This is a genomic window from Rhizobium sp. N621 (genome assembly GCF_001664325.1).
GTDB classification, from domain to species: domain Bacteria; phylum Pseudomonadota; class Alphaproteobacteria; order Rhizobiales; family Rhizobiaceae; genus Rhizobium; species Rhizobium esperanzae.
The window spans coordinates 1,196,210-1,219,331 of the sequence record NZ_CP013495.1; the positions used below are offsets into that span (position 1 = coordinate 1,196,210).

25 protein-coding genes are annotated in these 23,122 nt (G+C 62.7%); 16 read left to right on the forward strand and 9 right to left on the reverse strand.

All coding sequences use genetic code 11. The features are described 5' to 3' along the window. Positions 1-145 precede the first annotated feature (145 nt). From AMK00_RS05845 to AMK00_RS05860, 4 genes are all read left to right on the forward strand, one after another. A complete protein-coding gene (locus AMK00_RS05845) occupies positions 146-694 on the forward strand; it encodes an HdeD family acid-resistance protein (protein WP_064801120.1) in 549 nt (182 codons plus the stop codon). A 195-nt stretch (positions 695-889) separates the two neighbouring features. Beyond that, positions 890-1,132, forward strand: a complete 243-nt coding sequence (locus AMK00_RS05850) for a ribbon-helix-helix domain-containing protein (protein ID WP_064809864.1) — start codon at positions 890-892, stop codon at positions 1,130-1,132. A 227-nt stretch (positions 1,133-1,359) separates the two neighbouring features. After that, positions 1,360-3,108, forward strand: a complete 1,749-nt coding sequence (locus AMK00_RS05855; protein ID WP_237350470.1) for a GGDEF domain-containing protein — start codon at positions 1,360-1,362, stop codon at positions 3,106-3,108. Between the two features lie 77 nt (positions 3,109-3,185). After that, entirely contained in the window at positions 3,186-4,190 is a 1,005-nt protein-coding gene (locus AMK00_RS05860) for an NAD(P)H-quinone oxidoreductase (protein WP_064809865.1), read from the forward strand. A gap of 93 nt (positions 4,191-4,283) precedes the next feature. Here AMK00_RS05860 and AMK00_RS05865 read toward each other — a convergent pair whose 3' ends face one another. Then, positions 4,284-5,705: an MFS transporter gene (locus tag AMK00_RS05865; RefSeq protein ID WP_064809866.1), complete on the reverse strand. Its 1,422-nt coding sequence runs from the start codon at positions 5,703-5,705 to the stop codon at positions 4,284-4,286. A 102-nt stretch (positions 5,706-5,807) separates the two neighbouring features. On the opposite strand from AMK00_RS05865, the gene AMK00_RS05870 reads away from it, so the two are divergent. Beyond that, positions 5,808-6,443 (forward strand): helix-turn-helix transcriptional regulator, encoded by a 636-nt coding sequence (locus AMK00_RS05870; protein WP_064809867.1) that lies wholly within the window; start codon positions 5,808-5,810, stop codon positions 6,441-6,443. Between the two features lie 27 nt (positions 6,444-6,470). Here the strand turns inward: AMK00_RS05870 and AMK00_RS05875 are convergent, their stop codons facing one another. Then, complete coding sequence (locus AMK00_RS05875) at positions 6,471-7,682, reverse strand: MFS transporter (protein ID WP_064809868.1); 1,212 nt, start codon at positions 7,680-7,682, stop codon at positions 6,471-6,473. Between the two features lie 787 nt (positions 7,683-8,469). On the opposite strand from AMK00_RS05875, the gene AMK00_RS05885 reads away from it, so the two are divergent. Next, positions 8,470-9,477, forward strand: coding sequence for an asparaginase (locus tag AMK00_RS05885; protein ID WP_064809870.1), 1,008 nt, complete (start codon positions 8,470-8,472; stop codon positions 9,475-9,477). 32 nt (positions 9,478-9,509) lie between these two features. Here AMK00_RS05885 and AMK00_RS05890 read toward each other — a convergent pair whose 3' ends face one another. Further along, positions 9,510-10,262: a DeoR/GlpR family DNA-binding transcription regulator gene (locus AMK00_RS05890; protein ID WP_064809871.1), complete on the reverse strand. Its 753-nt coding sequence runs from the start codon at positions 10,260-10,262 to the stop codon at positions 9,510-9,512. A gap of 123 nt (positions 10,263-10,385) precedes the next feature. Here AMK00_RS05890 and AMK00_RS05895 point away from each other — a divergent pair, with 123 nt between their 5' ends. Together AMK00_RS05895 and AMK00_RS05900 are read left to right on the forward strand one after the other, a co-directional pair. Next, entirely contained in the window at positions 10,386-10,742 is a 357-nt protein-coding gene (locus tag AMK00_RS05895) for a hypothetical protein (protein ID WP_064811655.1), read from the forward strand. Between the two features lie 288 nt (positions 10,743-11,030). Then, positions 11,031-11,651 carry a glutathione S-transferase family protein gene (locus AMK00_RS05900; RefSeq protein WP_064809872.1) on the forward strand — a complete coding sequence of 207 codons (621 nt, stop codon included), beginning with the start codon at positions 11,031-11,033 and terminating at the stop codon, positions 11,649-11,651. A 16-nt stretch (positions 11,652-11,667) separates the two neighbouring features. Here AMK00_RS05900 and AMK00_RS05905 read toward each other — a convergent pair whose 3' ends face one another. Genes AMK00_RS05905 through AMK00_RS05915 form a run of 3 tightly spaced genes read right to left on the reverse strand, consistent with a single transcriptional unit; the run spans position 11,668 to position 14,319 of the window. Next, complete coding sequence (locus AMK00_RS05905) at positions 11,668-12,471, reverse strand: ABC transporter permease (RefSeq protein WP_064809873.1); 804 nt, start codon at positions 12,469-12,471, stop codon at positions 11,668-11,670. A 2-nt stretch (positions 12,472-12,473) separates the two neighbouring features. Further along, the gene (locus tag AMK00_RS05910; RefSeq protein WP_064809874.1) at positions 12,474-13,274 is read right to left on the reverse strand and encodes an ABC transporter permease; all 801 of its coding nucleotides are present in this window, start codon (positions 13,272-13,274) and stop codon (positions 12,474-12,476) included. A gap of 43 nt (positions 13,275-13,317) precedes the next feature. Beyond that, the gene (locus AMK00_RS05915; protein ID WP_064809875.1) at positions 13,318-14,319 is read right to left on the reverse strand and encodes an ABC transporter ATP-binding protein; all 1,002 of its coding nucleotides are present in this window, start codon (positions 14,317-14,319) and stop codon (positions 13,318-13,320) included. Positions 14,320-14,367: 48 nt separating this feature from the next. On the opposite strand from AMK00_RS05915, the gene AMK00_RS05920 reads away from it, so the two are divergent. The 4 genes from AMK00_RS05920 to AMK00_RS05935 all read left to right on the forward strand — a co-directional run bounded on the left by AMK00_RS05920 (position 14,368) and on the right by AMK00_RS05935 (position 16,102). Continuing rightward, complete coding sequence (locus AMK00_RS05920; protein WP_123876183.1) at positions 14,368-14,661, forward strand: hypothetical protein; 294 nt, start codon at positions 14,368-14,370, stop codon at positions 14,659-14,661. A 65-nt stretch (positions 14,662-14,726) separates the two neighbouring features. Next, positions 14,727-14,942 (forward strand): DUF2945 domain-containing protein, encoded by a 216-nt coding sequence (locus AMK00_RS05925; protein WP_064806016.1) that lies wholly within the window; start codon positions 14,727-14,729, stop codon positions 14,940-14,942. Position 14,943: 1 nt separating this feature from the next. Continuing rightward, positions 14,944-15,405 (forward strand): DUF2231 domain-containing protein, encoded by a 462-nt coding sequence (locus AMK00_RS05930; protein WP_064801142.1) that lies wholly within the window; start codon positions 14,944-14,946, stop codon positions 15,403-15,405. A 205-nt stretch (positions 15,406-15,610) separates the two neighbouring features. After that, on the forward strand, positions 15,611-16,102 hold the full coding sequence (locus tag AMK00_RS05935) for a GNAT family N-acetyltransferase (RefSeq protein ID WP_064809876.1): 492 nt from the start codon (positions 15,611-15,613) through the stop codon (positions 16,100-16,102). A 35-nt stretch (positions 16,103-16,137) separates the two neighbouring features. On the opposite strand, the gene AMK00_RS05940 is transcribed toward AMK00_RS05935, so the two are convergent. Then, on the reverse strand, positions 16,138-16,323 hold the full coding sequence (locus AMK00_RS05940; protein WP_064809877.1) for a hypothetical protein: 186 nt from the start codon (positions 16,321-16,323) through the stop codon (positions 16,138-16,140). A 178-nt stretch (positions 16,324-16,501) separates the two neighbouring features. Here AMK00_RS05940 and AMK00_RS05945 point away from each other — a divergent pair, with 178 nt between their 5' ends. Beyond that, positions 16,502-17,398, forward strand: a complete 897-nt coding sequence (locus AMK00_RS05945; protein WP_064809878.1) for a LysR substrate-binding domain-containing protein — start codon at positions 16,502-16,504, stop codon at positions 17,396-17,398. A gap of 3 nt (positions 17,399-17,401) precedes the next feature. On the opposite strand, the gene AMK00_RS05950 is transcribed toward AMK00_RS05945, so the two are convergent. Beyond that, the gene (locus tag AMK00_RS05950) at positions 17,402-18,067 is read right to left on the reverse strand and encodes a glutathione S-transferase family protein (protein WP_064809879.1); all 666 of its coding nucleotides are present in this window, start codon (positions 18,065-18,067) and stop codon (positions 17,402-17,404) included. A 235-nt stretch (positions 18,068-18,302) separates the two neighbouring features. Here AMK00_RS05950 and AMK00_RS05955 point away from each other — a divergent pair, with 235 nt between their 5' ends. Both AMK00_RS05955 and AMK00_RS05960 read left to right on the forward strand, forming a co-directional pair. Beyond that, positions 18,303-18,542 (forward strand): hypothetical protein, encoded by a 240-nt coding sequence (locus AMK00_RS05955; RefSeq protein ID WP_064811656.1) that lies wholly within the window; start codon positions 18,303-18,305, stop codon positions 18,540-18,542. Between the two features lie 66 nt (positions 18,543-18,608). Further along, on the forward strand, positions 18,609-19,073 hold the full coding sequence (locus AMK00_RS05960; RefSeq protein ID WP_064809880.1) for a YbhB/YbcL family Raf kinase inhibitor-like protein: 465 nt from the start codon (positions 18,609-18,611) through the stop codon (positions 19,071-19,073). A gap of 19 nt (positions 19,074-19,092) precedes the next feature. Here the strand turns inward: AMK00_RS05960 and AMK00_RS05965 are convergent, their stop codons facing one another. Continuing rightward, on the reverse strand, positions 19,093-20,460 hold the full coding sequence (locus AMK00_RS05965; RefSeq protein WP_123876231.1) for a TIGR03808 family TAT-translocated repetitive protein: 1,368 nt from the start codon (positions 20,458-20,460) through the stop codon (positions 19,093-19,095). Positions 20,461-20,712: 252 nt separating this feature from the next. On the opposite strand from AMK00_RS05965, the gene AMK00_RS05970 reads away from it, so the two are divergent. Beyond that, entirely contained in the window at positions 20,713-23,025 is a 2,313-nt protein-coding gene (locus tag AMK00_RS05970) for a sensor domain-containing protein (protein WP_064811657.1), read from the forward strand. Positions 23,026-23,122: the final 97 nt, after the last annotated feature.

Consider the following 23,122-nt stretch of genomic DNA (forward strand, 5'->3'; position numbering starts at 1 on the left):
TGTTACTTCTGGCCATATTATCTCTACCCATATTATTTTTGATTGATTGATCAATCAATAAAAATCTTTCTTGCGTGCCGCCCGCGGCCGCATCTTCCCCCGGGCCATTGCTGCAACATATTCAAAGCTACGGGGAGGTGCGTTTATGGCCGATGTCTTCAACGAAACGCCGGCATCCCAGCTGCAGTCGAAATGGATCTGGTTCGTCGGCCTCGGCGTGCTACTCTTGGTCTGCGGTCTGATCGCGCTCGGCAACCTGATGCTCGCCACTGTCGTTTCAGTCTATTACGTCGGCATGCTCATGCTGTTCGGCGGCGTGACCTATCTCGTCCATGCCTTTCAGGTCCGTGGCTGGGATCATGTGCTCTTCTGGACCCTGAGTGGCCTGCTCTATGTGTTTGCCGGCATCGCAGCCTTCGTCAATCCGATCCTGACATCGGCGGCGCTGACGCTGTTTCTATCGCTCGCCCTCGTCATCGCCGGCGTCTTCCGCACCTGGGTCGGAAGGCGCATGAAGCCGGCCAAAGGCTGGGGCTGGATCGTCGCAAGCGGCGTCATCACCGCGCTTGCCGGTTTCGTCATCGCGCTCGGCTGGCCGGTCAACAGCCTCTGGGTCCTCGGCCTGTTCCTGGCCGTCGATCTCATTGTCCAGGGCTGGACGATGATCGCCTTCGGCCTCGGCATCCGCAGCTGAAACGGTGGAAAGCCGTTTCTTTTTTGACAAGGACATGACGGGGGATTAGACTTTAGGGATTAGGGCCGATCCGGGTTATGCGGACGGTTTCCGTACGAATGCACCACCGCACCGGCCCAATCGCCGAGATGCCGAAAATGGTCATGCGTCCCCCAAAGGCAGGGTACTGCCTGAAGAAAAAAAGGGAGGAAGTTCATGCCGATGGTCACCGTTTCCCTCTCTCCGCAACAGGCAGCGGGCATCCGTGCCGCCGTCGACACGGGTGGTTACGCCTCGAGCAGCGAGGTCGTCCGCGAGGCGCTTCGCCTCTGGGATACCGCCCGCAAGCTCGGCGAAATCAAGGCAGATCTCCTCGAAGACGAGAGCGTCGCCTCCGGCGGCAGATGCGTCGCCGACATGTTTGCCGATCATGAAGCGCAGCGCCGTCGCTCCGCCTGAACAAGCGTCTGATTGTATTGGGCAATTCGAATTCACGCGGAACGCGTGCCGGGATTCGCGTCTTTCACAAAACTTTCATATTGGCGAAAGGGTTCATTGATCCTTCTGCGGCAAGTTCCTGAGCAAGAAGAACAAGTCGCAGTGGAGATCGGCCCACAATGAAGACTGCAATATCTTTGGCTGGCGCCGTCGAGCCGGGCGTGCTCCGCCGTTATGCGAGCGATCAGATGGTAACCCTTGCCAAGCTCGTCGTCGAGAACGCCTTCCAGCCGATCGTCGAAGCCGGCACCGGTACTGTCTTCGGTTACGAGTCCCTGATGCGCGGCCAGGAGCGCATCGGTTACGAAACGCCGGCCGACATACTGGACGAGGCGCATCGGACCGGTCAGCTGCTGCAGCTCGAACAGATGGTTGCCAGCCGCGCGCTTGCCAAGTTCGCGACGCTGTCGAATTTCTCCACCGCGACGCTGTTTCTCAATCTCGATGTCCGGCTGATCCCCGATGGTGAGCGCCTGGTCGAGAGCCTGCTGCAACACCTGCGGACGGCCAATATTCCGCCGTCCTCCATCTGTTTCGAGTTCTCCGAACGTTTCGACAATACCAGCGTGCCGGAGTTTGCCGCCCTGGTTTCCACGCTGCGCAAGGCCGGCTTCAAGCTGGCGATCGACGATTTCGGCGTCGGTCACGGCGAGATGAAGCTGCTTTGCGATCATGCCGTCGACTATCTGAAGATCGACCGGCATTTCGTCGCCGAGATCGACCGCAGCCCGCGCAAGCGTCATCTGCTGAAGAGCATCGTCAACATTGCCCATGTGCTCGGCACCCGCGTCATCGCCGAAGGCATCGAGACCGAGGCCGAATTCATCGCCTGCCGCGAATATGGCGTCGATCTCGTTCAGGGCTGGTTCGTCTCGCGGCCGACGGCGCATATGTCGGAGCTGGCGCCATCCTTCCCGCATCTGCAGGAGCTCGGCAAGAGCAAGCGGGCGAGCCAGTCGCTCGACGAAATCCTCATCCGCAAGCAGATCGAGCTCCTGCCGACGGTCTACGAAAACGACAGCATTGACAGCGTCTTCGAACTCTTCCGCCGCAATCCGCGTCAGGCCTTCTTTCCGGTCCTCAACGCCAATGACGAGCCGCGCGGCATTATCCATGAGCATCACCTCAAGGAATATATCTATCAGCCCTTTGGCCGCGATCTCTTGAAGAACAAGATGTACGAGCGCTCCATTTCGCATTTCGTCGAGATGGCGCCGATCGTCGGCCTCGACAGCGATGCCGAGCAACTGATGGCGATCTTCGCAAATATGGAGGGCAGCAACTGCCTGATCCTGACCGACAATATGCGTTATGCCGGCGTCGTCTCCGCCGCTTCGCTGATCAAGGTCATCAACGAGAAACAGCTGAAGACCGCCCAGGACCAGAACCCTCTGACCGGCCTGCCGGGCAATCGCGCCATCCGTGATTTCATGCGCCAGTCCGGCCGCGACGGCGATGAGGTCCGCCATTTCTGCTATTGCGACTTCGACAACTTCAAGCCGTTCAACGATGCCTACGGCTTCCATCTCGGCGACCACGCGATCTCGCTGTTTGCCGCGCTGATGCGCCGCTATTTCTTCGCCGAGCGGCATTTCCTCGGCCATGTCGGCGGCGATGATTTCTTCATCGGCGTCGTCGGCTGGACGAAGGAGGAGCTGACCGAGATCCTCGATCGGCTGATCAGCGATTTCCACGACGACGTGCTCGATCTTTATTCCGACGAGCACCGCGCCGCCGGCCGCATCCTCGGCCACGACCGCACCGGCACTGAGGCCCTGTTCCCGCTGATGCGCTGCTCGATCGGCGTTCTCGAACTGCCGGAAGGCCTCGTCATCGACGATATCAACCGCGTCAGCGCCGAAATCGCCGTCATCAAGTCGGCCGCCAAGGAGAGCGAGGAGGGCCTCGCCTTCCACTTCCTGGGCGAGGCGAATTGACGCCCTTGCCGCTTCCAGCCTTCCCAAGCCGGCCGGGCTGATCTATTCCGAACCTTCTGGATCAGGAGGGTCGCGCCATGTCATTGCCTCAGGAAATGCGTTTCGTCGATCTCAAGTCCTTCGGCGGGCCTGATGTGATGGTGATCGGCAAGCGTCCGCTGCCGGTGGCCGGCGAAGGCGAGGTCCTCGTGCGCGCCGAGGCGATCGGCGTCAACCGTCCCGATATCGCTCAGCGGCAGGGCAGCTATCCCCCGCCCAAGGATGCGAGCCCGATTCTCGGGCTGGAGCTATCCGGTGAAATCGTCGGCGTCGGGCCTGGCGTCAGCGGCTATGCCGTCGGCGACAAGGTCTGCGGCCTCGCCAATGGCGGCGCCTATGCCGAATATTGCCTGCTGCCGGCCGGTCAGATCCTGCCCTTTCCCAAGGGATACGACGCTGTAAAGGCCGCGGCGCTTCCCGAGACCTTCTTCACCGTCTGGGCAAATCTCTTCCAGATGGCCGGGCTGACCGAAGGCGAGAGCGTGCTGATCCATGGCGGCACGAGCGGTATCGGCACCACCGCCATCCAGCTCGCCCGCGCCTTCGGCGCCGAGGTCTATGCCACGGCCGGCTCGACGGAAAAATGCGAGGCCTGCGAAAAGCTCGGCGCCAAACGAGGGATCAACTATAGGAGCGAGGATTTCGCCGCGGTGATCAAGGCCGAAACCGGCCAGGGTGTCGATGTCATCCTCGACATGATCGGCGCCGCCTATTTCGAGCGCAACATCGCCTCGCTTGCCAAGGACGGCTGCCTGTCGATCATCGCCTTCCTCGGCGGGGCCGTCGCCGAAAAGGTCAATCTCTCGCCGATCATGGTCAAGCGCCTGACGGTCACTGGCTCCACCATGCGCCCGCGCACCGCCGAAGAAAAACGCGCCATCCGCGACGACCTGCTTTCCGAAGTCTGGCCGCTGCTGGAGGCCGGCACGGTCGCCCCCGTGATCCACAAGGTCTTCGCCTTCGAGAATGTCGTCGAGGCGCACCGGCTGCTGGAAGAGGGCAGCCATGTCGGTAAGGTCATGCTGCGCGTCAGCCGAGCATGATGCCGAAAAGTGTGAACGGTTTTCGGGCAACATCATGCTCTAACTTTTTTAATCTAGAACAGGATTCAGGTTTTAGGCCGACTCGGCCTAAAATCATCCTGTTCTGAGGGTCAGCGAGACGCCGACGGCGAGAATGCCCGGCAGCGCCATCAGCAGATAAAGCCAATGCGCCGCCGACAGCGCGCCCGACATGCCGCCCGGATCGACGAGGCCGGCGCCATTGGCGATGACGCCGGCGAAAGCCGCACCGAAGGCGCCGCCAAGCGAGCTCATCGTCGGGATTGCCGCCGAGGCCTTGTCCTGTTCGTTGCTGGCAACAAGCTTCAGCACCATGGCGACGAGATGCGCCCAGCCGAGACCGATACCGAAGCCCATCATCAACATGGCGGCCGCTGCCGGCAGGATGAGCGGCAAATCCCCCTGCGGATTTTCGTTGGCGAGAAATACCGCCAGCGAAGCGGTCGCCGCCGCCTCGATCAACGCGCCGGCGACGATCGCCAGATAGGCCTGTCGGCCACTCAACGAACTGCCGAGGAAGGCGGCGAAGGTCCAGCCGACGGCGACCAGCGCCACGAGATAACCGGAGATCAGCGGCGTTACCCCGTGCAGCACCTGCAGGAAATAGGGAATGAAGACGTCGCTGACGAGCACGACGGTCATGGCGAGCATTGCCAGGTAGACGCGGCAAATCGGCCGGGAAAGGCTGACGGCGCCGGACGGCAGCAGCCGGTTGCGGCTTCGGCCCTCGATGCCGAGCATGGCCGAGACCGCGATGACCGAGGCGATGATCAGCAGGGCTTTGATGGCCGTCACGTCGATCGCGCCGGCCGCACTGACCATCAGCACGGCGGTAAGCAGCAGCCCGATCTGCAGGACCGGTGTTCCCGCCTGGTCGCGCTCATCCCTGACCTCGGGCAAAAGCCGCGGCGCCAGCGCCGCCATCGCAAGACCGAGAGGTACGAGCACGATGAAGGCGTAGCGCCAATTGCTGCCTGACGAAAAGAAGCCGCCGAGCGTCGGCCCGATGACGGTCGCCACACCCCAGATCGCCGCATAGAGCGTCGAGGCTTTCGGCCACAATGGTTCCGGATAGACATAGCGGATGAAGGCATAGCCGAGCGCAGCCAGCGCGCCCGTTCCGAGGCCCTGGACGGCGCGGCCGATCAGCACCACCGGCATCGAAGGGCCGATTGCCGCGACCATGCTGCCGACACCGAAGACCAGCGCCGCGATAACATAGACCACGCGGAGCCCGATTCCCCGCGGGCGCATGGCGACGAAGATCGAACCGAGAATGGCGGCCGCCACGAACAGGCTCGTCATCCAGGAAATCAGGGCAAGGCCGCCGATATCGCGCACGATCGAGGGGGTGATGGTGGCGGTGATATAACTCTCGACAGCATAAAGCGTCACGCCGCCGGCAAGCATGAAGGTCGCCGGCAGGTGTGCGGGCAGGAACAGGCGGAAGACGGAACTGGCGTTCGGAATGGCAATGGTCTGGTCGATATCGGACATGAGATGCTCCCGATGTTTTTGCTGGCCGATTATTATTTTCCAAGTTATAAATTGGAAAATTGCATGTCGCTGCGATTAAAACAAGACTTCACTTGGAGAAATATGCGTCAGTCCCCGGCCAACCGAATTCTGATCCTGCTCAAGACCGAGGGCCCGCAGCTTGGCTCGGCAATCGGCGATGCACTTGGCATTTCCGGCGAGGCCGCCCGCCAGCAGCTGGCGAAGATGGCAGAGGAGGGGCTGGTGGAGCCGGTCACCGTTGCCGCTGCCGGCAGGGGCAGGCCGCGTCAGCTCTGGCACCTGACTGCGGCCGGCAATCGCCGCTTCCCCGATGGCCATGCCGAACTGACGGCCAATCTTCTCGGCACCCTCGTCGATCAGCTTGGGGCGGGAGCGCTTGACACCGTCATCTCCGCCCGCGAGGCCGAGACGCTGAAGCGCTATCGCCACGAGCTCGAAAACGCCGGCGACCTTGCCGCGCGCGTCGAGGGTCTGGCCGCGATCCGCACCCGCGAGGGTTATATGGCCGACAGCTGGCAGGAGGCGGACGGCTCCTTCATACTGGTTGAAAATCACTGCCCGATCTGCGCGGCTGCCACCGCCTGCGCCGGCTTCTGCCGCTCCGAACTCGAAACCTTCCGCGCCGCCCTCGGCGCAGACGTCGAGCGTAGCGAACATATCCTCACCGGCGCCCGCCGCTGCGCCTACCGCATCAGGGCGTTAAGGCATGGCGAGTGAACGTTGATCTTCCTGCGCCGCCTGCAATCAGGCCGGCTGCCGCGCCTGCCGCCTGCTGCTTTCCAGATGGAGCAACGCCCCAATCGCCCCCAAACCCGCGCCGGCGCCGACGAAGGCGGTGCCGGAATAATCGGTGAGCGCTGTGCCGAAGGCGAAGAGCCCGGCGGCGATGCCGGTGCCGATGAAGGTGTTGAGCGAGAGCAGCGAGGTTCCGAGCCCCGGCCGGTCGGCGATCAGATCCTGCAGATAGGTGATCGGCACGCTGAGAATTGCCGCCGCGCCGCAGGCGTTGACGAGCAGCAGCGCATAGATGTGCCATGGCGCGGACGCAAATCCGAGCAGCAGCAGATAGGCGCAATAGATCAGCGCGCCGAAGGCGAGCACATGCGCGGTGCGGAAGCGCCGCTGCGCCATGCCCCACATCATCATGAACGGCATTTCGAGAAGCGCCGTCAGCCCGGCGATGAAACCGACGTCGGCGACGTTTCCGCCCGCCGCACGGGTGATGATCAGCGGCAGAAGCATGCCGTTCAGCCGCTGCAGCGCGAAAAGCAGCGACATGATGACGACGCGGATCAGCACGTTCGGCATGAAGATCCGTTTCAGCGAAGCGAGGAAACCCACCGGATCGGGAGCAGGGCCGGTGCTGCCGTTGCCGGGGGCGAAGAAGAAATAGAGGCAGAAGCAGGTGCAGCTGGCGAGTGCCGCGATCCCGTAGGCCGGCGTCATCGATGGCGAATTGACGAGATAAAGGCCGATCAGCCCCGGCGCCAGCGCCCAGGAGCCGGAAAACAGCGCCCGCACCGTTGCCGTCACCGCCGCGCCCTCGCCACGCTCCATCTGGTTGGTCCTGGCGCGCAGGCTGGCGAAGAGCAGCGAATAGGTCGAGCCGCTCATCGGCACCAGCAGCAGCGTCGAAAAGATGAAGATTGCCGGGCTGTGGATGATCGCGATCGATCCGAAGCCGAGCATGCCGGCGACCGAAAGCGCCAGCACCAACGGCCGGCGCTCCTTCAGCCTGTCCGACCAGATGCCGAGCGTCAGGCTGGTCGTGACGTTGACGATCGCCGAGAAGAACACCAGCGCCGAATAGGCGCCGTTGCTTAAGTCCAGCTCGTTGATGCCGATGATCGACTGGTAGGGCACGGTCGAGGCGTAGGTAAAGGCAAGCGCGACGAGCGTCACGGCGGGAATGCGGATCCTGTTGTCGCGCAGAATCAAGGAAAGAGTGGATGGCATTGGGGCGATTCCTGACGCACCATCTTTAGCCGCGTCCGATGCATCAGAAAAACGATAGTTTTCGATCTGTTCAGTCAATTCCGGTGATGATTGTCTGCGTCAGATCTGCGCTGTCAAACTGGAGAGCCAGAAATCGATTTGCCCCATGGGAAGAACGTTTCCGAGGAAACCGGTCAGAATTGACGCAATCGACATCAAAGCCAACCCCAGAAGCGCTCCGAGGATGATTCCAACGCTTGTCCTTATGGGCCGGCGCGCCAACCAGCACGCCAGACCGAGAGAGGCGAGCGTGAAAAATACCCACAATATGGACGCTGAAATCGATAGACTTGATTGCAAGACGATACCTTCAAATGTGACTCGGTTGCAGGATAGCGTCGCTACGCGTCCGATCTCAAGGCTTGGGTTCACACCGGGCGCGGACATCAATACGGTTGGAGCCAGGCTCAAGATCTGGGATGACGGAGGTCAAGGCCGAATTGGCATGCGCAATTATCCTCCTCCGCCCGGCATTGCGGTTCTGCTCCACAAGCCATCCCACCCTCCGTCATGCTCGGCCTTGAGCCGAGCATCCATCCTTGCCTCCGTTAGCAACGGACATGGATCGCCGGCTCAAGGCCGACGATGACGGAATGCGACGTGACGTCTTCGCCGAACATCCCGCCGCCGCGTCGCGGCGCCGTCAGCAGGAACGCGCGCAGCCACAAACAGGCAGCCCTAACCCCGTTGGCTTTCGCGCCCTGACGCGTTATGCCTGCGGCATCCCACCAGCATCGGATGAGAGCCCATGACCAATCCCGTCGCCGTTGAAGTCACCCGTGGCCTGCTCGTCGAAAGCCGTCATCGCGGCGCGGTGGCGGTCGTCGACGGCGATGGCAGCCTTGTCTTTTCGCTCGGCGATATCGAAGCCGCCGTCTTTCCGCGCTCGGCCTGCAAGGCGATGCAGGCGCTGCCGCTCGTCGAGAGCGGTGCGGCCGATGCCTATGGCTTCGGCGACAAGGAACTGGCGCTCGCCTGCGCCTCGCATAATGGCGAGGAAGAACATGTGGCGCTTGCCGCCTCGATGCTGTCGCGCGCCGGCCGGGATGTCGAAGCGCTGGAATGCGGCGCCCACTGGTCGATGAACCAGAAAGTCCTGATCCATCAGGCCCGCACGCTCGACGCACCGACGGCGCTGCACAACAATTGCTCGGGGAAGCACGCCGGTTTCATCTGCGCCTGCTGCCACCGCGATATCGACCCGAAGGGTTATGTCGGCTACGAGCATCCGCTGCAGGTTGAGATCCGAGCAGTGATGGAAAGTCTGACTGGCGCCGTGCTCGGCGCCGAGAGCTGCGGCACCGACGGCTGCTCAATCCCGACCTATGCCGTACCTTTGCGCAGCCTGGCCCACGGCTTTGCCAAAATGGCGACCGGCATCGGCCTGGAGCCCCTGCGCGCCAAAGCATCCCGCCGCCTGATCGAAGCCTGCATGGCCGAGCCCTTCTATGTCGCCGGCTCCGGCCGCGCCTGCACCAAACTGATGCAGATCGCTCCCGGCCGCATCTTCGTCAAGACTGGCGCCGAGGGTGTCTTCTGCGCCGCGATCCCGGAAAAGGGCATCGCCATCGCGCTGAAATGCGAGGATGGCGCCACCCGCGCCGCCGAAGCCATGGTGGCGGCCACACTCGCCCGCTTCTTCGAGACGGAAGAGACGGTGCATGCCGCTCTGATGGCCTTTGCCGCAATGGCGATGCGCAACTGGAACGGCATCCATGTCGGCGATATCAGAGCGACGTCCGTCTTCTCGGCATGATGCCGAAAACTGTGTGCGTTTTCGCACGATGATTAGGCTGCAGTGATTGTGCTATTGAGATCGCGATAGGGCTTCAGCCGCTCGGCCGGCATCTCGGCCGGCACAATCAGCCCGGCCACCTCGGCAACGCCGAGCACCGGGCAGGGCGAGACGAGGTCGAACTTCTCCTCCGTTAGCAGCACATGCGTTTCGGCCGAGCAGCGGGCGATATGGCGTTTGATCGCCGCTTCCTCGAAATCACCGGTAGAAAGCCCATGCACGGGATGGGCTGCGGTGACGCCGAGGAAGAACAGATCGGGGCGCAGCTGCGAAATCGCCGCCATCGCCGCAGCGCCCGTCGCCACCATCGAATGTTTGTAGAGCCGTCCGCCGGTCAGGATCACCTCGGCCGGATGGTGCTCGAGCTCGGCGGCGATCGTCGGACTGTGGGTCGCGACCGTCAGTCCCATGTCACGCGGCAAATGCCTGGCGATCTCCGCTGTCGTCGTGCCGCCGTCGAGGAAAATCATCTGCCCCGGCTTGATCATCGCCGCCGCCGTGGCTCCGAGCCGCGCCTTGACCTCGGACGAGACGCTACGCCGCGCGGTGAAATCGGGCAAATCGGGCGAAAGCGGCATCGCCCCGCCATGCACGCGTTTCAACAGCCCTTCCGCTGCCATTTCCCTGAGGTCGCGCCGAATCGTGTCTTCCGAAAGCGAAAAATCTTCGGCGACGCGCTTGGCAATCACCTGACCGTCACGGCGCAGAATGTCGAGGATCAGAGTCTTGCGTTGCGTCGTTAGCATTGTCTTTCTGCACGAAAATTCACGAGATGGCATGATATTGCACGAAATGACTCGACATTCAAGAAATATCGTGCATTTTCGGGAAATCCCGTGCATGAGGCCGGGAGAGTGATGGAGTGGATCATGTTGATTTTGATTGCCGGGCCTTATCGGTCCGGAACGGGCGACGACCCGAAAAAAATGGCCGCCAACCTGAAGCGGCTGGAGGAACCCTCCCATAAGCTGTTTGAAGCCGGCCATGTGCCGATGATCGGCGAATGGGTGGCCCTGCCGATCTGGCACGCCGCCGGCGGCAGATCGGTCGGCGATGCGCTCTACGAGCAGATCTTCCACCCGGTCGCCGGCCGGTTGCTGCAGCTCTGCGACGGCGTGCTGCGCTTGGCCGGCGAGTCCAAGGGCGCCGACAACGACGTGCGCATCGCCAGGGAACGCGGCATCCCGGTCTGGCACCGGCTGGAGGATGTGCCGGGTTGCGGCTGAGCGGCGAGCTTGTGCCGGTGATTTGCCCCTCACCCTAGCCCTTGCCGGGGTCGAGCCGCTGGTCTCGACCCGTCCTGCGGACCCCCGTTTTGACGGGGAGAGGGGACGTGCCCTGCGAGAGGCCTGAGGGGACCGAGAGGTCGCGGCATATTCCCTTCTCCCCGTCAGAACGGGGAGAAGGTGGCGGCAGCCGGATGAGGGGCGACTCCGACGCAAGCAAACCCATCTCCCCTGTTCCGGCGCAGCCATCCCTGCGCTATATCTCGTGCCGAACGGGAGACGACAACCATGCTGACATTATATTACGCGTCCGGAACCTGCGCGCTTGCAAGCCTCATTGCCCTGGAAGAATCCGGCCTTGCCTTCGAAACGAAGAAGCTCAGCTTCGCCAATGGCGAGCAGCGTTCGCCGGACTATCTGAAGATCAATCCGAAGGGCCGGGTGCCGGCGCTCGTCACGGATCGCGGCGTGCTGACGGAAACGCCGGCGATCCTCGGCTTCATCGCTGAAAGCGCCCCGACCGCAAAGCTCGCGCCGCTCGGCGATGCCTTCGAAATGGCGCGGCTGCAATCCTTTAACAGCTATCTCTGCTCGACCGTACATGTGAACCATGCCCATCGCCGGCGCGGCTCCCGCTGGGCCGACGAGCCGGCGGCACTCGAGGCGATGAAGGCCAAGGTACCGCAGAATATGGCCGATTGCTTCACGCTGATCGAAAAGACGATGTTCAAAGGCCGGTGGGTGATGGGCGAGACCTATTCGCTCGCCGATCCCTATCTCTTCGTCATGACCGACTGGCTGCCCGCTGACGGCGTCGACCCAGCCCGTTTTGCAAAAGTCAGCGACCACCACGCCCGCATGCTGCAGCGCCCCGCCGTTCAGCGGGCGCTGGCCTTCGACCGGGGCTGAGGCGGGGTCAGCCCCATCAGCCGCCCGCACCCTGGTACTTGCGGGTGGCGTAGCGCCAGTGGGCCATGGCAATGAGCACCCAGACCGGGCCGGCGGCGAGCGTTACGGGCGCGGCCCAATCGCCGAGGATAGGGATGGTTTTGCCGAGCAGGGCGCCGACCGGGACCGAGCTGGTCAGGGCCAGGGGAACAGCGGTGATCAGCGTCAGCTGGATGCTGCCGGGAAAGATGTTGAGCGGATAACGCGTCAGCTCCCAGAAGCCGAAGAAGATCGAAAACAGGTGGTTCGACCGCACCCACATCAGTGCGGTCGCACCGATCATGGTGATCATCGCGCCGGTCAACAGCGTCGCGCTGACGATTGCGGCAAGCAGGAACGCCACGGACGCGGCAGACCAGGCGAAGTCGACCGACAGGACGGCCCAGCAGAGCAGCGGCACCGCCAGGATGATGTGGCCGGCATAGCCGATATTGAGGCCGGAGAAGACGAGATAGGCCCAGGGGCTGAACGGCTTCACCAGGAGCGTATCGTAGGTGCCGAGCCGCACCAGCTCCTCGAGGTCGCGCAATTGCACGAAGCTCATCGCTGCCCCCAGCGAATAGGCGAGCAGCTGGAAGCTGAAGAGCAGCGCCAGCTCCGGCCAGGTCCAGCCGCCGAGCGTCTGAAAGCGGGCAAGCAGGATGCCGATCGTGGCAAAGACGCTACCATAGGAGAGGATCTGCGCAAGCCGGTCGAGCCAGAAGGCGCCGCGATATTCCATTTGTGAGCGCACATGCATGCGCACCAGGAGCGGAATGACGCGGAGGTGATGGATGAACACGATCAGCCTCCCTGCACGGTGATGCGGCGCGACGCCAGGCGCCACAGCCAGAGCACGCCCAAAAGGAACAGTCCGGCCCAGCCGAGGCCGAGGCCGAGGTGTAGCCAGGTGTCGGCCACCGAAAGCCTGCCGAGATAGACGGCATTGGGATAATAGACGACCCAGGCGAAGGGCAGGTGGCGGGCGATGGTCGCTAAGGGCTCGGGGAAGAACCAGAAGGGCACCAGCAGGCCGGAGAACAGATGCAGCAGGGCGCCGAGGATCCAGTCGAGCGAGAAGCTCGTCATCAGCCAGAAGGCGATCAGCCCGAACAGCGCCGACATCAGGAAGATCAGCACGAAGGACAGCGCCCAGAAGACGGCGAACATCAGGCCATGGAACAGGCTTGCCGGCGCCAGCATGCCGTAGAACAGGGCGGTAAAGGGGACGGTCGGGATCACCTGCGTCGCCAGGCGATAGGAAAAGCTGCCGCATTCGTTGGCGAAGAGATAGAGCGGATAGGAAAGCGGCTTCAGCAGCCAGACGGCGATATCGCCTGTTTTGAGCGACCGGCCGATCTCCCCGATGACCCTTTCCGGACGGGTGGCGCCCATCACAGCCCCGCCGAGCAGCGCATAGGTCACCATCTGCTGCAGCGAGACGCCGTCGACCACGGTCGCGCCGGCGCCGCCATAGACGGCGAGCCAGATGGCGACGCGAGCGACGACCTGCACCAGCTTGCCGAAAATATTGGCCCAGACCTCGTTGCGATAGGCGAGCTGCGCGTGGAAGGCGCTGCGTGTAAAGGCAAGATATGCGCTCACAGCGTGGGCGCCCGGGCGTTGCGTGTGAAGGCGAGATAGGCGCTCATGAGGCCCGGGCTCTGGCATTGCGACCCTGGTAGAAGGTGCGGATGACCTCTTCGATGTCGGGCTCGTGCAGCGCCACGTCCTTGAGGTCGCGGTCGCTGCCGACCTCCGAAAGGATTTTGACCAGCGACACGTCCTCGCGCTCGATCAGATATTCCTTGCGCAAGCCCTCGTCGTTGACGAGCGACGCGGTGCTGAGCCGCAAAGGGCCGGGGTCGCTGGCAAATTCCAGCGTCAGCCGCCGGGCCGAGCCGAGGGCGGCGCGCAGGCTGCGCAATTCGCCGTCGAAGATCAGCCTGGCGTGATCGACCATGATCAGCCGCGGGCAGATCGTCTCGATGTCCTGCAGGTCATGGGTGGTGAGGATGATGGTGACGCCGCGTTCGCGGTTGATCTCGGCGAGGAAGCGCCGCACGGCATCCTTGGCGACCACGTCGAGCCCGATCGTCGGTTCGTCGAGAAAGAGGATCTTCGGATCGTGCAGCAGCGACATGACGATCTCGGCGCGCATGCGCTGGCCGAGGCTGAGCTGGCGCACCGCCCGGTCGAGGAAGGGCGAAAGATCGAGCAGCTCGCTGAAGTGACGCAGGTTGTCCGCATAGCGAGAAGCCGGGATATCATAGATGCGCTGGTGCAGGGTGAAACTGTCGATCAGCGGCAGATCCCACCACAGCTGGCTGCGCTGGCCGAAGACGACGCCGATCTCGCGCGCATTGTCCATGCGGGAGAGATGCGGCGTGCGGCCGAGCACCGAAAGCGTGCCGGCGCTCGGCAGCAGAATGCCGGTCATCATCTTGATCATCGTCGATTTGCCGGCGCCGTTCGGGCCGAGATAGCCGACGGCTTCGCCGGCGGTAATATCGAAGCCGATATCGGAAACCGCCTGAACCTCGGTATATTCGCTCGTCACCAGCGTCTTGAAGGCGCCGAGCAAACCCGGAAATCTCTTGTGCTGCCGGAAGCGCTTGCTGACGCCCCGTGCTTCGATCAAAGCCGGCATATCTATTCCCTCGGATGTGAAGCGAGCCGACTCGGGCGGCGATGGGGCTTGCGAACGCAGGCTAGCGCGAAGTGGGATTCGTGCAAGGGCAAGTTGCGTTTCGGCCGTCATTTCGGCCTGATGTCGCCACCACCTTTGACCGATTTCCGCCTGCGCTACATTGAAGGCATGGGCAAAATCTATGCCTTGCTCATCATCGCTGCGGACATCGCGATCATCGCTCTTGCCGGTCGATGGAACACCTCGGATGCCGATCACTATCTGGGCTTCCGCAATCTTCGTTCGCGCGGCAAGCGGCAGGCCTCTTCTCCACAGCTGCGGGTTTCAGCTTGTCGGCCGTGACGGGAACAAACCAGGCCGTCTGGATGTTTGACGCATACTCTGCTGCATCTGACGAGTTGTGCGACATGGCCAAATTTGCTCGGGGAGATCACGTCACCTGGAATTCGGAGGCCGGGCAGGTCTCCGGCCGTATCATCGCGATCCACACCCGGGATTTCGATTACAAGGGCCATCGGCGCCGGGCGACGGAGGCATCGCCCCAGTACGAGATCAAAAGCGACAAGAGCGATCATATCGCTGCCCACAGGCAAGACGCATTGAAAAAGGTCGGAGGACAATAGGATGAACCCGAAAAGCACCTTGAGCATTGCCGGTCATCCGATCCATCCGATGTTGATCCCGTTCCCGGTCGCCGCCTTCGTCGGCACGCTTGTTGTCGACATCGTCTACGCCAGATCGGGCGATCCGGCCTGGGCAGTAGCGACCAATTGGATGCTCGGCGCCGGCCTTGTCATGGCGGCGCTGGCGGCAGTTGCCGGATTGACCGACTTTCTCGGCGACAGCCGCATTCGCGACCTGCGCGCCGCCTGGCTCCATATGATCGGCAATGTCGTCCTCGTCCTGATCGAGGCCGTGAACCTCTGGCGCCGATTGGCCGAAGGTGGCGACTTCATCGTGCCGACCGGATTGGTGCTGTCGTTGATCGCCACCGCCCTTCTTTTGTTCAACGGCTGGAAAGGCTGGGAAATGGTCTATCGCCACCGCGTCGGCGTCAGCGAGGATCCGGCCAATCCGACGAGATAATGAACGGCATGCATCCAACGCCAGCATCCCCACCCCATCCTTCGGGCCCCCGCGGGGGCATCTCAGGATGAGCCTCTCTTGACTACCGGCGCTTGCTGCTTCTGAGAATCATCACTGCGGCCGAGGCGAACGGCGAGACACGGCTCGAAATTGATCGAGGGCTAGTCTCGCTCCATGGCTCGGCTTGACGCGCCAAAACCGGCGCATGCTCAATGTCGAGAAGAACATGATCATCGAATTGACGACTCATGATTTCAACGCGTTGCTGAAAGGTTTCGCGCCTGTAAACACACGCCTGATTTCCGATTGCGCCATCGCGCCCCCTGAGGTCCTGGAGATGCTGGCCAGGATTGCAGCAGAGATCGCCGCCGAATTCATGCCCTCGGCCTGGATGATTGTGGAGGAGAGCGAAATCGTCGGGCTGTGCTCCATCATTCGCGCACCTCAGAACGGCGAAATCAACATCGGCTATGGGATCGCGCCCAGCCGCCAAGGACGTGGATCCGTCACGCGTGCCATAGGAGAATTACTGGAATGGGCGCGGCAGGACCCGCGCGTAACTCTCGTTTCAGCCGATACGGCCGTGGAAAACATCGCCTCGCAGCGTGTCCTCGAACGCAACGGCTTTTTCCGCGCCGGCGAGCGCATCGATCCTGACGACGGTCCGGTGATTTGCTGGCAGGCGTCTGCCGTTTAGTATAACGCAAACCAGCAAAAGCGCGGGAGCGGTGCTCACGCGCATTTCGCCAGCGGCGGCCTGGCCTCGGCATGAAAACCGGTCTCCGCTCCCAGCGGCAGATCGGCGATTTCGCGTAGCGACATGCGCTGGACCTCGGGATGCCGCAGCGGGTCATCCTTCCAGGCCGGATCGATCTGCGTCCCCGCGGCAGACTTCAAGAAAAACTTCAGCCATGACATGGCAAGCCTCGCATTCTCCAGCGGCGCGGAAAGGTGACCAACCGGCGGCTGGCGCCGAACAAGCTCTCCCGCTCATCGTGCCATCGCCGGTCGAGCGGGATCCTGTATGCTTGCAATGTCTGCCTGCGCCGGTGCTTTTTCAATTGAGATTACCACGGCGACATTATAGAAAAACTATATGAAGAACCTGAATAGCGTCCATCTCAACGGCCTCAGGGCGCTGGAGGCCGTCGGTCGTCTCGGCTCATTGCAGGCGGCCGCCGACGAGCTCGGCGTCTCGGTCGGCGCCGTCAGCCAGCAGGTGATCAAGGCCGAAGCCCAACTCGGCCAGGTGATCTTCGAGCGCACCGCCCGGGGCATGATCGCCACCGAAGCCGGTCGGCCGGTCCTCGCAGCCCTCGACGAGGGCTTCGCCCGCCTTTCGGCGGCGGTCTCGATCGCAAGCCGCAAGGACGATACGATCCTGACCATCTCGGTGGCGCCGGTCTTCGCCGCCCGCTGGCTCGTCTGCCGGCTTGACCGCTTCGCCGAGCGTTACCCCGACATCAAGCTGCGGCTGGATGCGACGCACAATCTCGTCAATCCGGCGCTCGGCGACGTCGATATCGGCATCCGCGTCGGAGCCGGCAAATGGCCCGACGTGAAGGCTGAACTGCTGCTGGAACAGGAGGTCTTTCCCGTCTGTTCGCCTGAGATGGCGGCGACACTACATGAACCCGCGGATATCCTGCGATTACCAGCGGTTATCGACGGCCGCGCCATGTTCAGCTGGGAAGTCTGGATGCGCGAGGCCGGACTTTCGGGCGCGACGCCGTCGACGCGCCATGTCTTCAACGACGCCTCGCTGTGCCTCGATGCGGCGATCGCCGGCCAGGGCGTGATGCTCGCCTGGCAGACGCTTGCGCACTTTGCGCTGGCCGAAGGCCGGCTGGCGGCGCCCTTCGGCATTCGCGCAAAGACCGGCTTCGGCCACTATTTCATCACCGCCGAAGGCGCGCGCGAACCGAAGAAGGTCAAGGATTTCAAGGCCTGGATCCGCGAGGAGATGGCCGGAACGCTGGCGCTTTTCGAGTAGGTGTTAAACCTCGACCGGCTCCTTGCTGCGGGCCGCCTGCATCGCTTTGTAAGCCGGGCGGGACTGGCAGCGTTCGATCCAGGCCTTGATGTTCGGATGCGCGTCGAAAAGATCCGTCTCGCTCTGGGCATAGCGCAGCACCTCGGCGATGTTGAGATCGGCGACGGTGAAGCGATCGCCGACGATCCACTGCCGGCCGGAAAGGTGACCTTCGAGCGCCGCAAATGGCCGGCGCAGCCCGTAGCAGGCGGCGGCGATCGTCTGCTTGCCATCGTCGCTGTTCTCAAGCTCGTTATCGTAGGTCAGGACGATCCGCACCGAATGCGGCTCGACCTGCGAGGCCGCCCAGATCGTCCACATCGTCAGCAATCCGTCTTCCTCGACGGTTTGGCCGGAAAGCGGCCCGCCATGCTTGCGCGCGAGGTAGAGATTGATCGCCAGCGACTCGTGCATGACGAGGTCGCCGTCGCGAATGCTGGGGATCTGCGCCATCGGGTTGAGGGCTGTAAAATCGGGCGAATGCGTGTTGAGCGGCGCCTCTTCGGCGAGCGGGTCGGCAAGCCGCCTGGCCTGCAGCACGGGGATCGAGCGGAATTCGAGCCCGAGTTCCTCCGCCATCCAGTAGACGCGCGAAGCGCGCGATCGATAGACCCCATAGATTGTCAGCATGACGATATCCCCTCGCTGTGTCGCAGAAACCGTAAACGCCGGATCACCCTCGGAAAAGTCCTCGCCGCTGATGGGACGATGAAAGCTTTTGATGCGGCCGGGGCCTTCCCGACCGGATCGAGCACAATTGGGAACAATGAGAGGGCCGGCGGGTTGGACCCTGAGATTGGCGCCGTCCAAGCGCCGAAAAGCGATGAGCCGCGTGCGCAACGCGGGCCAGGCAAAGGAGGAACTCATGACGGGCAAGAAGACGCATGAACAACAGCTTCGTGTCATCGAGAAACGCGAGAAAACCGCAAATGCCGGCAAGGATTTCGACGCCAAGGCAGATCTGCAACGCAATGAGCAGGCGAAGGAAGCCTATCGCAAAGGCAATGATCTGAAGGCCGACCCGGACCCCCACAATGACGACCGGGCCATGATGCGCGGCCGCAATCAGGAGAGCGAGCATAAAAAGGGGGGTGGTCGTCCCTGACGATGAAGGAGCCCCGAACATCAAGGAGCCCCCTTAGAAAGGAGCCCCCTTAGACAGGAGAATGTCATGACTTTGACATTGATCAGCAAGGCTTTTGCCCAGGATCAGCCGATCCCGAAGAAATATGCACGCGCCGGCGAGAATCTCTTTCCGCCCCTGAGCTGGAGCGGCGCGCCCGAGGAGACCAGGAGCTTTGCTCTGATGGTTGAGGATCCGGATGCTCCGCATGGCACGTTCCGCCATTGCGGCATTGCCAATATCCCGGCTGAGTGGTGCGCACTTGCCGAAAGCGTCGATACGGCGCCGGAGCAGGCGCCGCGCTTCTACAAGAACGATTTCGGCAATGCCCGTTACGATGGCCCGCAGCCGCCCGCAGGCGATCGCCCGCATCACTACATCTTCCGCCTCGCGGCCCTCGACGTGCCGAAGCTTTCTACGCCGGATGCCGCCGGTATCAGCGCGATGTGGGCGGAGGCAAAGAAACACGCATTGGCGGAAGCGACCGTCACCGGCACCTATCAGACGCACTGAGCAAAGACGGAGCCGCGTGTCAGGACACGCGGTTTCGCTCGACGGTCAGCTGCGCATAGGGCACGTTGCCGCCCGCCATTTCGCCGGAGACTTGTCTGTCCCACTCAAAGCCGAGGACCGCCCCTTCACCAACCTCCTGGAAGATGTTGTCGGTGATGACGGCCGTGCCGGCCCCCTCGGCGACCGAGACCGCGCATCCCACAGGGGCCTTGCGCACCACATTGCCGCTGACGACGACATTTCTGAGATAAGCCCCCCATCCGATCTGCAGGCCCCAGCGTGGCGCGCCCTCGATCACATTGCCGGACACCAGCGTATCGGCTTCCGCCGCAATGCCGATGCCGAAGCCGACCTCGTGCTTGTAGGGGCCTTTCAGCGTCAGGTTGCGCACGACATTGCCGGTGACGCTCGCGAGCCGCCCGCCCTCGTCGAAATTGGCGATCGAGATGCCGTTCGCCGCCCCGTCGATCATATTGGCGGAAACGACCGCTCCTTCGAAGGCGAATTCGACATAGATCGCCGTCTCGCCTGAGCGCCGGCACTGGTTGCTGCTGATCTGGATGTTCGAGGCCGAATTGGCGCGGATGGCGGTAAAGGCGCAGTCGGAAATCTGGTTGTTCACCACCATCACCCCGTCGGCGCGAAAGACATTGATGCCGTTGCCGTTCTGGCCGGTGCCGCCGTCGTTGGCGCGGATGTTGAAAATCCGGTTGCCGGAAACGACCGTGCCGTCCTCGGCCTTCTTCCAGCGATGTACGAGGATGCCGCCATTGCCGCAATCCGAGACGGTATTTGCAACGATCGAAAGATTGGTGGAATCGACGGCGTAGAGGCCGGATTGGGCCGCGCCCGAAATGCGGCTGCGTTCGATCCGCCCGCCGCAGCGCTCCAGCTGCAGGCCGTGCTTGCGGCTGCCGCCGATCTCGCAATTGTCGATCAGCACCTCGTCGATACCGGTAAATTGCAGAAGCCCGCCGGCATAATCGCCGAGCCAGCGGTTGCCGCCGTCGATGACGAGATTGGAAAGCTCGATGCGCCCGATGTTTTCGGCCGCAAACAGATGGCCGTCGCCGGTATAGACGATCCGCGAGGCGCCGGGCACCCCTGATATGCGCGTATTGTCGGGCAGGGTGAGGTTGGAGACCTTATAGGTGCCGGGCGGCAGGAAGACCGGCACGTTCTCGGCCGCCGCCTGTTTTACCATCTGCTCCAGGTTGCGGGTCTTGCGGTCGCCGCCTTCGGGAACGGCGCGATATTCCACCGCGTCGATTGCACCGCGCAGATCGGGCTGGCTGGCAGCCGTCAGCGGCGAGGCAAGCGCACGCGACGTCCCGCCCGCCAGCGCCGAGGCGGCGAGAAAGAGAAGCATGTCGCGGCGAAAGGGCAGTCCGGGCTCTCCTGTCATGACGCGCCCGTAGCAGAAAACGTGCCAGCCCGCCTGTCTTCTTTTGGCACAGCCCCTGCACATCAATCGAAAATTCTTGCTGGGACAGGGGCCGATGGCAGGATCTCGCCGCTTATATTGGTGTGTCGTTCACCCTTTCATTTAAGCAACCCGAAGGGAATGCGGACTACTTTGACGTGAAAATACATTGGGTGTTGCGGAATGGGCCTTCAGCCGCTGGAGGAGAATGGCGTCATGCACGAAGCGAGTGCCAGGCAACGGGAATCGGTCGATTCCCTGACGGCCGAAACGCGGCGTTTCGTTGCTGCGACTGAGGCGATGATGGCGTCGACCGCTCATCACCTCTCGGAAAGCGTTGAGAACCTGCGCCTGAAAGCAATCATCCACGAACTTCCGGACTTCCTCTATGTCAAGGATCGTGACAGCCGCTTCGTTTTCGCCAATGCCGTCACCGCCAGCCACCTTGGCTTTACGCGCGCCGAAGAGATTACCGGCAAGCGCGATTTCGACCTCTTCGATTTCGAGGTGGCGCGCCGGCATTTCGATATTGAGCAGCAGATCATGGCGAGTGGTCAGGCCCGGATCGACATGGAGGAAACTGTCGTTCTTCCAGGCAGCCCCAGGCCGGTCTGCCGGCTGACCTCGAAGATACCGCTACGCAACGATCGCGGCGAGGTCGTCGGCCTGATCGGCGTTTCCCGCGATATCACCGAGCGCAAGCTGCAGGAGGATCTCCATCGCGGCCAGGCGAAACTGCTCGAGATGATCGCCCGCAACGAGCCGCTGCCGATGATCCTCGAGGCGCTGGTGCTGATGATCGAGGCGCAGCTGACCGGCATCGACGGATCGGTGCTGCTGCTCGACAGCGAGGGCACCAGGCTCTATCACGGCGCGGCGCCGAACTTGCCCGGCGGCTACAGCCGCCTGATCGACGGCGTCACGATCGGCCCCAAGGTCGGCTCCTGCGGCACCGCCGCCTGGCGCGGCCAGCCTGTCATCGTCGAGGACGTGATGAGCGACCCGCTCTGGGAGGATTTCCGGGGCCTGGTCGCCCCCTTCGGCTTCCGCTCCTGCTGGTCAACGCCGATCGCTACCTCTGAGAATAATGTGCTCGGCACCTTCGCCCTCTATTCCAGGGAGGTGCGTCATCCGACGGAGCATGAAATGAGACTGGTGGCGCTCGCCACCCACATCGCCGGCATCGCCATCGAACGAAAGCGCGTCGACGATCGCATCCATTTCATGGCTCATCATGATGATCTCACCGGCCTGCCGAACCGCGCCTTTCTGAAGGAAAGGCTGGCCGGCATCCTTGACCAGGCCCGGCGCAACAACCGCAAGGTCACCGTCGCCTATATCGATCTCGACAATTTCAAGGACATCAACGACGGCCGCGGCCATGCCGCCGGCGACGAGGTGCTGAAAGAGATCGCCACCCGCATGGCCAACAGCATCCGTCCCTCGGATATGGTGGTGCGGCTCGGCGGCGATGAATTCCTGGTCGTGCTGGTCCACCAGTCGAGCCACGATGCCGGCATCACCCGCCGCCTTCGCGATCTGCAGAAGGCGATCACTCGGCCGATGCGCGACGAGAGTGGTGACATCACCATCACCTCGAGCATCGGCGTCGCAGCCTTTCCCGTCGACGGCGTCACCTCGGAAGAGCTGCTTGCCAATGCCGACCGCGCCATGTACCGCGCCAAGCAATTCGGCCGCAACACGCTGCAGCATCATGATGGCGACAGCAGCGGGGTCGGCATGCCGCGCGGCGAGCAGGACGAGCTGCACCAGGCGATAACAGGCGATCAGCTGTTCCTGGAATATCAGCCGCAGGTCGATGTCGCCACCGGTCGCATCACCGGCGTCGAGGCCTTGGTCCGCTGGAACCATCCGGCCAAGGGCAGGGTGCCGCCCGTCAATTTCATTCCGCTCGCCGAAGAGACCGGCCTCATCGTTCCGCTCGGCCTCTGGGTCCTGAACGAGGCCTGCCGCCAGGCCCGCAGCTGGCAGGATATGGGCCTGACGCCGCTGACAATCGCCGTCAATGTTTCGGCCAAGCAGTTCGCCGATCCGGATTTTGCCAGCCACGTCGCCGAGGCGCTGGAGCGCAACCGCCTGCAATCCCGCTGGCTGGAGCTCGAGGTCACCGAAAGCGTGGTGATGCAGGATGCCGAGCGTGCGCTCGCCATGATGGAGCAACTGAGGGCGCTCGGCGTGCGCCTGTCGATCGACGATTTCGGCTCCGGCTATTCCAGCCTTGCGGCGCTGAAGACTTTCCCCTTCGACCGGCTGAAGATGGATCGTTCGCTGGTCGAGGCATTGCCGGGCGATGAAACAGCCGTCGCCATCGCCTCGGCCGTCATTTCGCTGGCGCAGAAGCTGAAGCTGTCGGTTCTCGCCGAAGGCGTCGAAACCGATGCCCAGATGGATTTCTTGCGACAGGCCCAATGCAAGGAGGCGCAGGGCTACCGTTTCTCGAAGCCCGTCCCGCCGGAGGAGGTTTCCCGAATGCTGCAGACGCAGCTGCCGTGGAACCACGCTCCCTGACCGGCCTCCGATTGCCGCCTACGCTCATGTGCGAGTTCCACAACATCGCTTTGCCCCTGTGGAAACCGGCTGGTTGTTGTCGATAGATATCCGTTGA